Origin of the sequence: Mesorhizobium sp. M0830 (genome assembly GCF_040319965.1) — a bacterium.
In the GTDB taxonomy this organism is placed as follows: domain Bacteria; phylum Pseudomonadota; class Alphaproteobacteria; order Rhizobiales; family Rhizobiaceae; genus Mesorhizobium.
This window is the reverse complement of sequence record NZ_JAMYOR010000002.1, coordinates 38,887-52,472: the sequence shown is the minus strand read 5'-3', so window position 1 is coordinate 52,472 and position 13,586 is coordinate 38,887. Positions and strand designations below refer to the sequence as shown.

The following is a 13,586-nucleotide window of genomic DNA, read 5'->3' as shown; positions in this document are numbered from 1 at the left end:
GAGCGATCCACCGCCATTTCATATCCTTGTCACGCCGACCTTGTAACGAGCCCATATGCTCAAGCTGAAATTGCGCGAACGACCCTTTCCCGAGCTGTCCTATGCCAATCCGCGCCAGCCGGCGCTGGCGCGCTGGTTCATCCATTCGGTCGAAGGCCTGTCGGGCCGTGACCGCTACACCGCGCTTTATGATTTCTGGCGCCGTCAGGTCGTGCCGACAGGCGAGCGCGTGTTCGGTCGCATGCTCGACCTGATCGATGTACGCGTGCGGACATCAGACCAATGGCCACCCGCACGATTGCCGGATACGCCGCTGGTGATCGTCGCCAATCATCCGTTCGGCATCGGTGACGGCATTGCCGTGCTGTCATTGGCCGAGCAGCTCGGACGCCCGTTCCGGGTGATGATCCACAAGGATCTGCTCAAGATCCGCGAGATGGAGCCTTACTCGCTGCCGATCGACTTTTCCGAGACCAAGGACGCGCTCAAGAACAACATGGCCGTGCGCCACGAGGCGGTGCGGCTGCTCAAGGAAGGCGTCACCATCGTGGTGTTTCCCGCCGGTGGCGTCGCCACCGCGCCAAAAGGTTTTGGCCAGGCGCGCGACTTGCCGTGGAAGATGTTTCCGGCGCGCCTCATTCAGGAGGCAAAGGCATCGGTCATCCCGATGCATTTTTCCGGGCAGAATGGCAGGCTTTTCCATCTGGTCAGCGGGCCGATGAACATGGCCGAGCGCGACGGCCGCCTGGCGAAGTTCGTCGGCAAGGCGTCGCTGACTTTGCGGACGTCGCTGCTCATCCACGAATTCGCGCGGCTGTCCGGCAAGGCGATCGAGGTGCGTGTCGGCGAGGTGCTGAGCTGGAGCGAACTGGAGCCATTGCGTGACCGCAAGGCATTGCTTCACCGGCTTTATCGCGGCGTGTTCGACCTGGCGCCGACTTTGCCGCGCCGCCGGATTCCGTTCCTGCCGGGGCGGACCAAGCTGGCTGCTTGAAATCAGTTGAAGGTCAGTCCGCACCTTCTTCGGGATCCATCGCCGCCGCTTCGGTGGCCAGAACCTCGATCTCCTGGTTCTGCCCGGCCACGACCGTGAAATCTTTCTGATAGATGCGGTCGCGGTTCTTGGCGATGATGGTGTAGTCGCCCTCGGCCAGCACCATAGAGGCGAAGGCGCCGACGGTTTCCTTGATCGGATCGCCGGATTCGTTGAGCAGCGACCATGACGTGTCGGCGATCGCCTCGCCACCGGTCTCGCGCACCAACTTCATCGTGATCTCGGCGGCGTGGTGCTCGACGGTGGCTTCAGTCAGCTTGCCGGCCTCGACGCGGATGTCGGAGCGGATGACCGCATTGACCGCGCCATAGGTCGAGACGACATGGTAGATGCCGGCGTTGAGCCGTACGACACTGTTGGGTTCGACATCGGGAATGATCAGCGCGCGGTCGCCATTGGCCTCTGCCGTGCCCTCGTAGATCGAAAAGCGCAGCTTCTTCGGCGGAATGCGCAGGCCGCCGGACAGCACGGCGTCCAGCTTGAGGCCGCCGGCATCGAGCACGAGGCTCTCGCGCTTGGCGTCCTTGCCGACGGTGATGCGCTTGGTGGCGCCGGCCCGACCGTAGGAGGCATGAACCAGATAGCTGCCGGGTTCGAGCTGGAAGACGGCGGTGCCGCCATGCGCCGAGGCGACCATCGGCAATTTTCCGTTGACGCCTTCGGGCTTGAAGACCCGCCAGACGATGCCGCGGGTGATGTCGGAACCCTTGTCGGTCAACTGCGCGGAAAGCGTGATGGCGCCGCCGCCGCTCAGCGCCAGCGACCTCTCGCCTTTCGGCGTCGCATAGCTTGAGATTCCGGGAAGCTTCAGGTCGCTTACGCCATCGACGTTCTGCGCCATGGCGAACGAAACCGGCGCCATGAACAGCAGGGCGCTGAGCCAGACCAGGAAAAGACGGATAGTCCCCTCAAACATGCCTTGCGTTGAAGCCCATGGCGGTGGCAATTTCAAGGCTTAAGAGTCCGATCGATACGACTCTCCCATCCGGCGTATATTCCGCGCCAATGCCCGAGCCGCCCGAATTTCCGATGGTGCGCTTCAGCTCAAGACAGACTGTTCAGGAGACTTGCGCCCATGGCGTCGCCGATCATCGACTTTCTGCTGAGCCGAAACTCCGCGCCGATCCCTGATTTGAAGGAGCCGGCGCCGAGCGATGTGGAGATCGCGACGATGATCGCCGCCGCCTCGCGAGTGCCCGATCATGGCCGATTGGAGCCTTGGCGCTTTATCCTCTATCGTGGCGATGCTCGTATCGAGATCGGCAGACAACTGGCAGCACTTGCCGAGCAGCGGGAGGGTCCATTGCCGGAAGGCCGCCGCAACCAGGAACTGGCGCGGTTCTCGCGCGCGCCGCTGGTGATAGGCGTGATATCGATCCCAAGGGAGAACCCAAAAATCCCGCAATGGGAAATGTTCCTGTCGGGCGGCATGGCGGCGATGAACCTGATGATTGCAGCCAACGCGCTGGGTTATGGCACCAACATGATCAGCAACTGGTATTCGGATGTGCCGGAGGGTAGGGCGCTGCTCGGGCTGGCACCGCAGGAGCGCGTCGTCGGCTTCATCCATATCGGCTCCTATGCAGGGCCGGCGCCGGAGCGACCACGACCTGATCTGGCGACGCTCTATGCCGATTATTCGGGACCATGGAACGGCTGAATGTTCTACGAGCCGTCAAAGGGCCACGGGCTGCCGCACGATCCATCGAAGGCGATCGTGGCGCCGCGTCCGATCGGCTGGATTTCGACACTGAACGGGGCTGGTGAGATCAATCTCGCCCCGTATTCTTTCTTCAATGCCGTTTCGACGCGGCCGTTCATTGTCTGGTTCTCCTCTGAGGGCGAGAAGGACAGCGCTTCCTTTGCCCAGGAGACGGGCGAGTTTGTCGCCAATCTGGTCAGCCGCGATCTCGCCGACAAGATGAACCGCACATCGGTCAATGCACCGCGCGGCGTCAATGAGTTCATCTATGCCGATCTTGCGATGGCGCCGTCGCGCCTGGTCGCGCCACCGCGTGTGGCGGCAGCGCCGGCCGCACTCGAATGCCGGGTGACGGAGGTCTTTCGGCCAAAGGCGCTGGACGGATCGCCGACAAGCGCTGTCGTTGTCGCCGGCGAAGTGGTCGGCGTATACATCGACGACGCCTTCCTGACAGACGGTCTGTTCGATATCACCAAGGCAGGCAATGTCGCTCGCCTCGGCTATATGGAGTATGCCAGCGTCGACGAGGTATTTTCGATGCGCCGTCCGCGCTGGGACAAGGACTAATCCTTGGGTCGGCCGCCGTCCGCCGCGTCGGCGGATTCCCTGGCCGTGGGCACGCGAAAGCGATTCCCCTTTATTTGAACGCAGGCTAAGAGAGCTGCTTCGGCGATGCGCTGGAGTCGGCGCATCGACCTTGGGGATATTGCGGGGCATCGGCTAAATGAAGAAACGAGACTCGCTGGGAATCCGGCTACGCTACGGGTTTGACAAGAGCATGGCCGCCGGCCCGATCGCGCTGATCGGCTGGCTTGCCGTCGTTTCGCTGCTGATCATCGTCGTCGCCGCGAGTTTCCTTGCGGTGACCCGCATCGCGCCCGAAGGCGGCGAGCCACTGAACTTTGTCGAAGCGTTCTGGGAATCGCTGATGCGCACGCTCGATTCCGGTACGATGGGCGGCGACACTGGCTGGGCCTTTCGTCTCGTCATGCTGTTTGTCACGCTTGCCGGCATCTTCGTCGTTTCGGCGCTCATCGGCGTGCTGAGCGCCGGCGTCGACAGCAAGCTCGACGAATTGCGCAAGGGCCGTTCGCGGGTGCTGGAGACGGATCACACGGTCATCCTCAACTGGTCGCCGTCGATCTTCGACGTCATCTCCGAGCTCGTCATTGCCAATGCCAGCCGCCGACGTCCGCGCATTGTGGTCATGGCCAATATGGACAAGGTCGAGATGGAGGACGAGATCGCGGCCAAGGTCGGCAAGCTGGGCAACACGCGTATCATCTGCCGCAGCGGCGACCCGACCGATCTTTACGACCTTGCCATCGTCAATCCGCAGACCTCGCGGTCGGTCATCGTGCTGTCGCCGGATGGCGACGATCCGGATTCACAGGTCATCAAGACGGTGCTGGCGCTGGTCAACGACCCGAACCGGCGCACCGCACCCTACAACATCGCCGCCGAGATCCGCGATGGCAAGAACGCCGAGGTCGCGCGCGTCGTCGGCGGAGCCGAGGTGCAGCTCGTGCTGGCCGACCAGTTGATCTCGCGCATCGTCGTGCATTCGAGTCGGCAGTCGGGCCTCAGCGGCGTCTATTCGGAGCTGCTCGATTTCGACGGCTGCGAAATCTACACGACCGAGCAGCCGGACCTCACCGGCAAGACCTTCGGCGAGGCGGTGATGGCGTATGAACACTGTGCGCTGATCGGGCTTTGCGACCAAAAGGGACGCGTCAATCTCAACCCGCCGTCGGACCTGGTGATCGGCAAGGACATGCGCGCCATCATCATCGCCGAGGACGATGCGGCGATAAAGCTGCGGGGCGCTGGCATCAAGATCGACGCGGCGGCGATCCTCGAGCCGCGGCCCGTCGAGACGAAGCCGGAGCGCACGCTTGTCCTGGGCTGGAACCGGCGCGGTCCGATCATAACCTACGAACTGTCGCGCTACGTCGCGCCTGGTTCGATCCTGACCATAGCGGCCGATACGCCCGACCTTGAGCAGGAGGTTGCCGGCCTGCCGGTCGCCAGTGACAATCTGTCGGTTTACTGTCGCGTCACGGACACATCGAGCAGCTCCGCTCTGGCAAGCCTGGACGTGCCTTCCTACGACCATGTGCTCGTCCTCGGCTATAGCGAAACCATGGCAGCGCAGCCCGCCGATACGCGCACGCTGGTAACGCTCCTGCATCTGCGCAAGATCGCGGTTGACGCCGGTATGCACATCAGCATCGTCAGCGAGATGATCGACGTGCGCAACCGAGATCTTGCGGCAGTCACCAAGGCCGATGATTTCGTCGTCAGCAACAGGCTGGTCAGCCTGATGCTGGCGCAGGCGTCCGAGAACCAGCACCTTGCCGCGATCTTCGACGACCTGCTCGACGAGAAGGGCTCCGAAATCTACATGCGTCCCGTCGCCGACTATGTCGCAGTCGACCAGCCGGTGACCTTCTGGACGATCGCGGAATCGGCGCGGTTGCGCGGCGAGATCGCCTTGGGTTACCGGCGCATTCGCGCCGGAGAAGCCGACCAGCGGGCGCTGGGCGGCGTCACCGTCAACCCGCTAAAGTCCGAGGCGTTGGCCTATCTGCCGGAGGACCGGATCATCGTGCTGGCGCGGGACTGACAGCAGGGCGATCCACATCGTTTCACGAAAACGCCAAACCGGTCGAATGCCCTGTTTTGACGCAACTCGGAAAGACCGTTTCACACTTTTCCTGAAAATCGCTCTAAGCGGAAACGCCGGCCGCCCTGGCACGCGCCAGAAGCCGCTCGGCCAGCCGCAGATGCGGGCGGTCGTACATCTTGCCGTCGATGCCGACGACGCCGGGATTTCCCGCCGCCTGGAACGCCGCGACGATTGCCGTCGATTGCCTCACCGCCTCGACCGACGGCGTGAAGGCGGCGTTGATGACCGGCACCTGATCGGGGTGGATCGCCATCTTGCCGGTGAAGCCGTCGCGCTCGGCTTCAGTGCATTCCGCTTTGAAGGCGGCCATGTCGCGAAAATTCGGGAAGACGGTGTCGATCGCCGCAACCTCTGCCGCGGCAGCGGCGAGTATGGTCATGATACGAGCGTGGCGGAAAACGTCGGTGTAGCGGCCATGCTCGTCGCGGACCGCACGTGCACCAATCGCCGCCGACAGATCTTCCGCTCCCCAGGTGAGACCGGCAAGCCGCGCGCTTGTTCCGGCATAGGTCGCGGCCGCCAGCACGCCTGCCGGCATTTCGGTGATGATCGGCAGGATCTTGATCGCGCCATCGGCCAGGCCGTTTTCGGCCTCGTGCACCCTGAGCTTTGCCGAGAGATGCTGCACATCCTGGCCGCTGTTCGACTTGGGCAGCATAATGCCGTCGGGTCTTGCCGGCACCAATGCCGCCAGGTCGTCATCGGTCAGCCCGGTCGACAGATCGTTGACCCTGACATAGATGACTGAGCTGGTTTGCGCCCTGCGTTCGACGATGAAGCGCGCCGCCACTTCGCGCGCCAGCGCCTTGTTGTGCGGCGCCACGGAATCCTCGAGGTCGACGATGACCACGTCGGCACCGGCTCCAAAACCCTTTTCCAGCTTCTTCTGGGAATCGCCGGGGACAAATAGCAGTGAACGCATGTTTCAGGTCGCCTTCTTCAGCATCATCGCTTGCCGCGTGCATTTGGCGACGAGATCGCCGTGCTGGTTGTAGGCGCGATGCTCGAATTCGACGATGCCGCGATCGGGTTTCGACCTGGACTCGCGCACCGAGATTACTGTCGTCTCGACCCGGATGGTGTCGCCATGGAAGACCGGATGCGGAAACACGGTTTCCTTCATGCCGAGATTGGCGACCGTTGTACCGACGGTGATGTCGTTGACCGAAATGCCGATCATCAGGCCGAGCGTGAACAGCGAGTTGACCAGCGGCTTGCCCCACTCGCTTTTGGTGGCGAAGTCGAAGTCGATGTGCAGCGGCTGCGGGTTCAGCGTCATGACCGAAAACAGCATGTTGTCGCTTTCGGTGACGGTCTTGCGCAGCGTGTGCTGGAAGACGTGGCCGACAACGAACTCCTGGAGATAAAGCCCGGCCATTTTCTCTCGCCTCCACTAGCTGACGGTTGATATGCGCTGCACCCAGCGCTCGCAAGCCAGTTAATGAACATGGTGAACCGTTCGTAAACCATTTCTGCCTACCGTCTCCACGGGGCCAGGACCGTTCTGGCAAGGGGCGTAAGCAGGCGGCATGGTTGTTTCGCATTTTTTGAGATGGATTTGCACGGCCAGGGTGACAGAGCGCGCCGCCGCGGCAAGCGCACTTGCCCGAGCCTACGTCAATTCCGATCTGCCGTTCGAGGACCGTTGCGCCGCGGAGGCGGCGCTGACGCTGTTGCTCGACGATGCTTCGTCGAAGGTGCGTCTGGCGATGGCCGAGGCACTGTCGATGAGCCACCACGCGCCATTGCAGATCATCAGTGTGCTGGCCTCCGACCAGCCGGAAGTCGCCGGCATGGTACTGGCGCGTTCGCCGCTGCTTACCGACGCCGATCTGATCAACCGCGTGGCCTCAAGTCCGAAGGCGACGCAGAGACTGATCGCCGACCGGCCGGTCGTCTCGATGGCGCTGTCGGCCGCGATCGCCGAGATCGGCGAGGCCGAAGCCTGCGCCGTGTTGCTCGCCAACAGCGGCGCCGACATCGCCTCGCTCAGCTTCCGCCGCATGGCTGAACGCCACGGCCATCTGCCTCTGGTTCGTGAGGCGCTGATATCGGACGCCCGGCTGCCTGCCGACTGTCGGCATATGCTGCTCGTCAAGCTCGGCGAGATGCTGAAAACGTCGCCGTTGGTCATGGCAATGATGGGCGCGGCGCGCGCCGACCGCGTCATGCGCGATGCCTGCGTCAAGGCTTCGGTGACGCTGATCGAGGGCACGCGCCAGGAAGAACATGCCGCACTGATCGAGCATCTCAGGCTGCGCGGCGATCTCACCGCCAGCTTCCTCATCCGCACCATCGCGCACGGCAAGGTCGATTTCTTCGGCTCGGCGCTGGTCGCGCTCAGCCAGCAGTCCGAACAAAGGGTGAGGGCGCTGCTTGCCGGCGGGCACGATGTCGCCCTGCAGGCGTTGTTCCGCAGCGCCGGCCTCGCCGCCGCCACACACGCCATCATCCTGCGCGCATTGAAGATCTGGCGCGAGGTCGCCAACGGCAAGCGCGTCGCCGGTGTGCAGGAGGTCAGCTGGCTGATGCTCAAGGAAGTGGGTGGACAGTCGGCGGAAGGCGATCTGGCCGCGCTGGTCAAGTCGATCCATCTCGACGCGCTGCGCGAGAACGCGCGGGGCCACGCGCTGGCGATCGCCGCCGCCTAAAGTGTATCGATATTCAAGTGATGCCGGCCTGCGAATGACGGTTCCCTGCGCTTCCGGTGCTCACAAAAGTACGCTCCGCTCCGGTTCTCGGAACCCGCCATTCTCGGCTCGGCCTGACCTGAATCTCGACACACTTGGGCACGCTAGTTTCGATCCTTCGCGAAAAAATCCGGAAAATCCTCCATCGCCGCGGCGATGATGCGTAGCGATGCCGCGATCTGCAGCATGTCGCCGGCGCCGTTTCGCTGGGCGATGTTTGCCGCATATTGGCGGGCGACGGCGACGGTCGACGTCTGCGGATCGCCGGGGGCGCGAAAGAGCAGTTCGCGCGCCAGCGCCCGCAGGAAGTTGGTGATCGAAAGCCCGGTCTCCGATGGGATGGCATGGCTTTGGCTTGCTCCGCGCAGCCGGAGGATCTCCAAGCCAACGGTGACGGCGGCGACGCCACCGCCTAAAACAGCATCGCCCTTGCCGCCGGCATTCTGCACCAGCGGCATCAGCTGGTTGATGCGATCATAGGCGAGGCTCTCGAAGGCCGAGCGCCTCGGCACACGCTCATGCAGGCAAAGCCGCGCCAAATCCTCGCGCATGGCGCGCACGATGCGGTTGGCCGCGAGCCACGGATCGGCGGGCAACACGACGATGAAGACGCCGATCGCCAGCAGAATGCCGACCAGGATCGATGCCGAACCGGCGAAGAAGGGGCCGGGATCGTAGGTCATCGCCTGATGCGGACTGAGGAAGGCGAGGAAGTTGATGGCGAAGGCCGTCGCCACGCCGACATAACGTGGATTGGCCATCGCCAGCGCCGTGGGCACCAGGATCGGCACAACAAACAGCATGAACCAGCCGAAACCGGGCAAGGCGGGCAACGCGATCTGGCCGACAAGAAAGGCAAAGGGCAAAGCCAGCAGCGTTCCCTTGAAGAACCCCCAGGCGACCTGCACAGGGTCGGGACGGGCCGCAAACAGGCTGGATACGACGGCAACGAGAATGACCGTGCCGGCCGCTTCCGACCATTTCGTCGTCAGCCAGAAGGCGGCGACCAGCAAGGTGGCCAAGGCAGCGCGCACGGCATTGCGCGATGCGCCGGAGTAGTCGCGATGCACCACCAGCGCGGGCTGCCTGCTGCCCCGGACCGGGCGCGTGGCGGGCGCGCGCAAGGCATCGAGGCCGCGCAGCACCTGCTTGAACGCCTCGGCGAAATCGGCGGCGATAGTAAGGCGGGTGATGGTGCCGACCCAGTCGTCGCCCTGATCGGTCGGGGCATCGGGCATTTGCCGGGCCTTGGCTGAAATGGCGTCAAGTCGCGTCATCCAGGGCGCGGTGTCGTCCAGCGCGCCGGGTTTCGCAGCCAGTTCGCTGACAAGGGCGTGCAATTCCGATCGCACCGGGATGAGTGCGGCGTTCTTAGGGGCAGCGTGCGAATGCAGCGCGCGTGCCGCCGAGAGGGCCGAGAGCAGCTGTCCGATGGTGCGTCGGACCGGATGGGAGCGCGGCGCAAAGCTCGGCGCTTCCAGCCTGGCATAGGCGCGCATCTCGCCGAGCGTCTGGGTGTCGGCGACCAGCTTTCGGTGCAGGCCGGACAGCGTTGCCGGATCGCCGCCGGAGAATGCGCCGCCGGCGTAAGTCGCAAGATCGAGAATGCAGCGTTTCAGCCGCGAGACGATGGCGTTGCTGGCCAGTCTTGGCAGGATCAGCCGGCTGGTCAGGCCGGCGCAGATGATGCCGAGCACGATCTCGGCGCAGCGCGCGACTGCGAGGTCGACGACGAGGTGCGGCTGTCCGAAGGCGGGCAGGCCGATGATCATCGCGGTGTAGCCGGCAAGGGCGGCACCGTAGGCTTCGGGATTGCGCAGCAGCGACGAGACGAAGGTGCAGATGCCTATCCAGAGGGCAAGCACCGTCACCAATACCCAGGGGCCGGTGCCGAACACCGTGGTGATGCCTATCGCAGCCATGCCGCCGACCAGCGTGCCGAGCAACCGGTAGAAGCCCTTCGCCAGCACCATGCCGGCAACCGGCTGGGCGACGATGAACACCGTCATCATGGCCCATTGCGGGTGGTCGAGCTTCAACGCATAGGCGGCCAGCAGCGCGATCAGGCCGGCCGAAACGGTGCGCAGGGCAAAAATCCAGTCCGAGCGCGTAGGTTGCGCCAACCCGGAAAACCTTGCCTCGAAATAGCTCGTCAGCCGCGCCCAGATCACACACTGGTCTCCGTATGAGAAGCGCAGGCTAAACCGGCTGGCGGCTAGATATCCAGCACTTCCGTCTCGGCGAATTCGGCGCGTTCCTGGATGAAGCGGAAGCGCGCTTCCGGCTTGGTGCCCATCAGCGCATCGACGGCATCCTTGGTCGCCGTCTCGGCGTCGATCACATCGATCCGAAGCAGCGTGCGCTTCCTCGGGTCCATGGTGGTTTCCTTGAGCTGCGCGGCCATCATCTCGCCCAGACCCTTGAAACGGCCAAGCTCGACCTTGCCGCGCCCGGTGAATTCGGTGCGCAGCAGTTCGTCCTTGTGCGCGTCGTCCCGAGCATAGGCGACCTTGCCGCCTTGCCTGATCGAGTAAAGCGGTGGCACCGCCAGATAAAGGTGGCCGCCACGCACCAGCGCCGGCATTTCCTGGTAGAAAAAGGTGATCAGCAACGAGGCGATGTGGGCGCCGTCGACGTCGGCGTCCGTCATGATGATGACGCGGTCGTAGCGCAAATCCTCATCGCGGTATTTCGACCGCGTGCCGCAGCCGAGCGCCTGAATCAGGTCCGAGATCTGCTGGTTGCCGGCGAGCTTGTCGTTGCCGGCACTGGCGACGTTGAGGATCTTGCCGCGCAGTGGCAGCACCGCCTGGCTGGCGCGGTCGCGCGCCTGCTTGGCCGAGCCGCCCGCCGAGTCACCTTCGACGATGAAGAGTTCGGCACCGGCCGCGGCATTCTGCGTGCAGTCGGCGAGCTTGCCGGGCAGCCGCAATTTGCGCACCGCGCTCTTGCGCGAAACTTCCTTTTCCTGGCGCCGGCGCACCCGTTCGTCGGCGCGCGCGATTACCCATTCGAGCAGCTTCGATGCTTCCTGCGGATTGTCGGCCAGCCAATGATCGAACGGATCGCGGATGGCGGTCTCGACAATCCGAATCGCCTCTATCGTCGCCAGCCTGTCCTTTGTCTGGCCGACGAATTCCGGCTCGCGGATGAACACCGACAGCATGCCCGCCGCCGAGATCATGACGTCTTCTGAGGTGACGATGGATGCGCGTTTGTTGCCGACGAGATCGGCATAGGCGCGCAGTCCCCGCGTCAGCACGTTGCGGAAACCGGCCTCGTGCGTGCCGCCTTCGCCGGTCGGGATTGTGTTGCAGTAGGAATTGATGAAGCCGTCGCCGCCGAACCAGGTCACCGCCCATTCGAGCGAGCCATGGCCGCCTTGCTTCTCGCTCTTGCCGGCAAAGATTTCGCGCGTCACCTGGAAATCGTCGCCGAGCGATGCCTTGAGATAGTCCTTCAGGCCGCCGGGAAAATGGAACTCCGCCTTGGCCGGCGTCTGGTCCTTTTCCTTGATCAGCGACGGGTCGCAGGTCCAACGAATCTCGACGCCGCCGAACAGATAGGCCTTTGAGCGCGTCATGCGGTAGAGCCGCGCCGGTTCGAATGCCGCACCCTTGCCGAAAATCTGCTCGTCGGGGTGGAAGCGGATTTTTGTACCGCGTCGGTTGTGAACCTCGCCCAACTGCTCGAGGCCGGTTACCGGGACGCCGCGCGAGAAGCGCTGGCGATAGAGTTGGCGGCCTCGCGCGACTTCGACCTCGAGATGGTCCGACAGCGCGTTGACCACGGACACGCCGACGCCATGCAGGCCGCCGGATGTTTCGTAGACCTTCGAGTCGAACTTGCCGCCCGAATGCAGCGTCGTCATGATCACTTCGAGCGCTGGCTTCTTGAATTTCGGATGCGGATCGACCGGAATGCCACGGCCATTGTCGGTGACGGCGAGATAACCGTCGGCCGAGAGTTCGACATCGATGAAGGTGGCATGGCCGGCAACCGCTTCGTCCATCGAATTGTCGATGACCTCGGCGAACAGATGGTGCATCGCCTTGTCGTCGGTGCCGCCGATATACATGCCTGGCCGGCGGCGCACCGGCTCCAGCCCCTCCAGCACCTCGATGTCGGCGGCGCTATAGCCCTCGCTGCCGTCCTTTATCGCGGCAGGACGCTTGGTGGCTTGCACCAGCGGATCCGCCGGTCGCACCGGCGTGCGAACCGGCTGCGGCTGCTTGTCCATATTGCCGAAAAGATCGTTGCTGTCGTCCATGCCTGCCATAGGGTCCGGTGCTGCGAATCACCTCGCGATACTGCCACGCTTTTCAGCGCCAAGCGACCGAGGTTCCTGTTCCGTTCGGGGATCCGGCCCCTCTTACCCCAAAACCATTCGATAACCAAGCCGGCGGAAATAGGTCAAATGCCTCCGCGCAAGATTCCTGATTCTTTAACAATGCCGCCTAGCGTGAGCCCAACAAAACAAGAAACTGCGGGCATCAGGGGTTTCGGCGTGAGGGGCAAGGCCATATCGATGATCGGCATCGCCGCCGTTTTCGGCGCGATCTCGATCTTTGCCGCGGATTTCTGGGTCAAGAGTCAAGCCAAGGCCGATTCCGAAAAGACGGCGTCGATTGCAGCACCCGTCGCCCCTAAGGTCGCATTCAAGACCATCGTGGTGGCGAATGCCCCATTGCGCTATGGCATGGAACTCGACCGCACCAAGCTCAGTGAAATCCCCTGGCCGCAGGACTCCCTGCCGCAGGGCGCCTTCGCCACCATAGATGGTTTGCTCGGCGAGGGCAGCCGCGTGGTGCTGTCGCCGATCGAGGTCAACGAACCGTTGCTGCTGACCAAGCTGTCCGGGCCAAACGGCCGCGCGACGCTTTCCAATATGATGACGCCCGGGATGCGGGCGGTGACGATCCGCACCGATGAGATCGCCGGTGTCGGCGGCTTCGTCACGCCAGGCGACCGTGTCGATGTCGTGCTGACGCGCGACGCCGGCGAAATCCAGGAAGTGGCCAAGAATGCACAGGGAGCGGCCGGGTCGACGGTCACCTCCGAGATCGTCGTTGCCGATGCCAAGGTGCTGAGCGTCGGGCAGGGTGCCGATGAGCGCCAGACGACACCGCAGATTTCCAATTCGGTGACCATCGAGGTGACGACTGACGGCGCGCAGAAAGTGGCGCTGGCCCGCACTGTCGGCACGCTGTCGCTGTCGCTGCGCTCGGCCAGCGAAGGTGGCGACGGCAAGGGCGGCGTCACCACCATCTCTTCGTTCGGCGGATCGGTCGCCTCGAACGTGCAGGCTGCTGCCGGTTCGCTGTTCGATGCCGTGGTGAAAGAGCCGGAGAAACCGAAGTTCAAGACCGTCATCGTGACGCGCGGCACAAAGGCCGAGGAATACCAGGTTCCTTCGCGGGACCAAAAATAGAAGCCAGTGGGGACTGGGCG

General features: G+C 63.6%; 11 protein-coding genes. 6 read left to right on the top strand and 5 right to left on the bottom strand.

Features of this window, described 5'->3' with window-relative positions:
• Positions 1-55: 55 nt before the first annotated feature.
• Positions 56-994, top strand: a complete 939-nt coding sequence (locus NKI20_RS01625) for a lysophospholipid acyltransferase family protein (RefSeq protein WP_352827739.1) — start codon at positions 56-58, stop codon at positions 992-994.
• 13 nt (positions 995-1,007) lie between these two features.
• Here NKI20_RS01625 and NKI20_RS01620 read toward each other — a convergent pair whose 3' ends face one another.
• A complete protein-coding gene (locus tag NKI20_RS01620) occupies positions 1,008-1,970 on the bottom strand; it encodes an RgsD C-terminal domain-containing protein (RefSeq protein ID WP_352827737.1) in 963 nt (320 codons plus the stop codon).
• 159 nt (positions 1,971-2,129) lie between these two features.
• On the opposite strand from NKI20_RS01620, the gene NKI20_RS01615 reads away from it, so the two are divergent.
• From NKI20_RS01615 to NKI20_RS01605, 3 genes are all read left to right on the top strand, one after another.
• Positions 2,130-2,714 carry a nitroreductase family protein gene (locus tag NKI20_RS01615; protein WP_352827735.1) on the top strand — a complete coding sequence of 195 codons (585 nt, stop codon included), beginning with the start codon at positions 2,130-2,132 and terminating at the stop codon, positions 2,712-2,714.
• Complete coding sequence (locus tag NKI20_RS01610) at positions 2,715-3,323, top strand: flavin reductase family protein (RefSeq protein WP_352827732.1); 609 nt, start codon at positions 2,715-2,717, stop codon at positions 3,321-3,323.
• A gap of 157 nt (positions 3,324-3,480) precedes the next feature.
• A complete protein-coding gene (locus NKI20_RS01605) occupies positions 3,481-5,382 on the top strand; it encodes a CASTOR/POLLUX-related putative ion channel (protein WP_352827730.1) in 1,902 nt (633 codons plus the stop codon).
• Between the two features lie 103 nt (positions 5,383-5,485).
• Here NKI20_RS01605 and NKI20_RS01600 read toward each other — a convergent pair whose 3' ends face one another.
• Together NKI20_RS01600 and NKI20_RS01595 are read right to left on the bottom strand one after the other, a co-directional pair.
• Positions 5,486-6,367: an HpcH/HpaI aldolase/citrate lyase family protein gene (locus tag NKI20_RS01600; RefSeq protein WP_352827727.1), complete on the bottom strand. Its 882-nt coding sequence runs from the start codon at positions 6,365-6,367 to the stop codon at positions 5,486-5,488.
• A 3-nt stretch (positions 6,368-6,370) separates the two neighbouring features.
• Positions 6,371-6,823, bottom strand: coding sequence for a MaoC family dehydratase (locus NKI20_RS01595; RefSeq protein WP_352827725.1), 453 nt, complete (start codon positions 6,821-6,823; stop codon positions 6,371-6,373).
• Positions 6,824-6,974: 151 nt separating this feature from the next.
• Between NKI20_RS01595 and NKI20_RS01590 the strand changes: the two genes are divergently transcribed.
• Positions 6,975-8,096, top strand: coding sequence for a DUF2336 domain-containing protein (locus tag NKI20_RS01590; RefSeq protein ID WP_352827722.1), 1,122 nt, complete (start codon positions 6,975-6,977; stop codon positions 8,094-8,096).
• Between the two features lie 143 nt (positions 8,097-8,239).
• Here the strand turns inward: NKI20_RS01590 and NKI20_RS01585 are convergent, their stop codons facing one another.
• Both NKI20_RS01585 and parE read right to left on the bottom strand, forming a co-directional pair.
• On the bottom strand, positions 8,240-10,306 hold the full coding sequence (locus tag NKI20_RS01585; protein ID WP_352827720.1) for an FUSC family protein: 2,067 nt from the start codon (positions 10,304-10,306) through the stop codon (positions 8,240-8,242).
• A gap of 44 nt (positions 10,307-10,350) precedes the next feature.
• Complete coding sequence (parE, locus tag NKI20_RS01580; protein ID WP_352827717.1) at positions 10,351-12,405, bottom strand: DNA topoisomerase IV subunit B; 2,055 nt, start codon at positions 12,403-12,405, stop codon at positions 10,351-10,353.
• A gap of 237 nt (positions 12,406-12,642) precedes the next feature.
• Between parE and cpaB the strand changes: the two genes are divergently transcribed.
• Positions 12,643-13,566 (top strand): Flp pilus assembly protein CpaB, encoded by a 924-nt coding sequence (gene cpaB / locus NKI20_RS01575; protein ID WP_245266429.1) that lies wholly within the window; start codon positions 12,643-12,645, stop codon positions 13,564-13,566.
• The last annotated feature ends 20 nt before the right edge of the window (positions 13,567-13,586 follow it).

What these genes read in the sequence shown, in the direction of transcription:
- NKI20_RS01605 (WP_352827730.1), top strand. Translation starts at nt 3,481, where the DNA reads ATGAAGAAACGAGACTCGCTGGGAATCCGGCTACGCTACGGGTTTGAC.
- parE (WP_352827717.1), bottom strand. Translation starts at nt 12,405, where the DNA reads ATGGACGACAGCAACGATCTTTTCGGCAATATGGACAAGCAGCCGCAG.
- NKI20_RS01590 (WP_352827722.1), top strand. Translation starts at nt 6,975, where the DNA reads ATGGTTGTTTCGCATTTTTTGAGATGGATTTGCACGGCCAGGGTGACA.
- NKI20_RS01615 (WP_352827735.1), top strand. Translation starts at nt 2,130, where the DNA reads ATGGCGTCGCCGATCATCGACTTTCTGCTGAGCCGAAACTCCGCGCCG.
- NKI20_RS01610 (WP_352827732.1), top strand. Translation starts at nt 2,715, where the DNA reads ATGTTCTACGAGCCGTCAAAGGGCCACGGGCTGCCGCACGATCCATCG.
- NKI20_RS01595 (WP_352827725.1), bottom strand. Translation starts at nt 6,823, where the DNA reads ATGGCCGGGCTTTATCTCCAGGAGTTCGTTGTCGGCCACGTCTTCCAG.
- NKI20_RS01625 (WP_352827739.1), top strand. Translation starts at nt 56, where the DNA reads ATGCTCAAGCTGAAATTGCGCGAACGACCCTTTCCCGAGCTGTCCTAT.
- NKI20_RS01620 (WP_352827737.1), bottom strand. Translation starts at nt 1,970, where the DNA reads ATGTTTGAGGGGACTATCCGTCTTTTCCTGGTCTGGCTCAGCGCCCTG.
- NKI20_RS01600 (WP_352827727.1), bottom strand. Translation starts at nt 6,367, where the DNA reads ATGCGTTCACTGCTATTTGTCCCCGGCGATTCCCAGAAGAAGCTGGAA.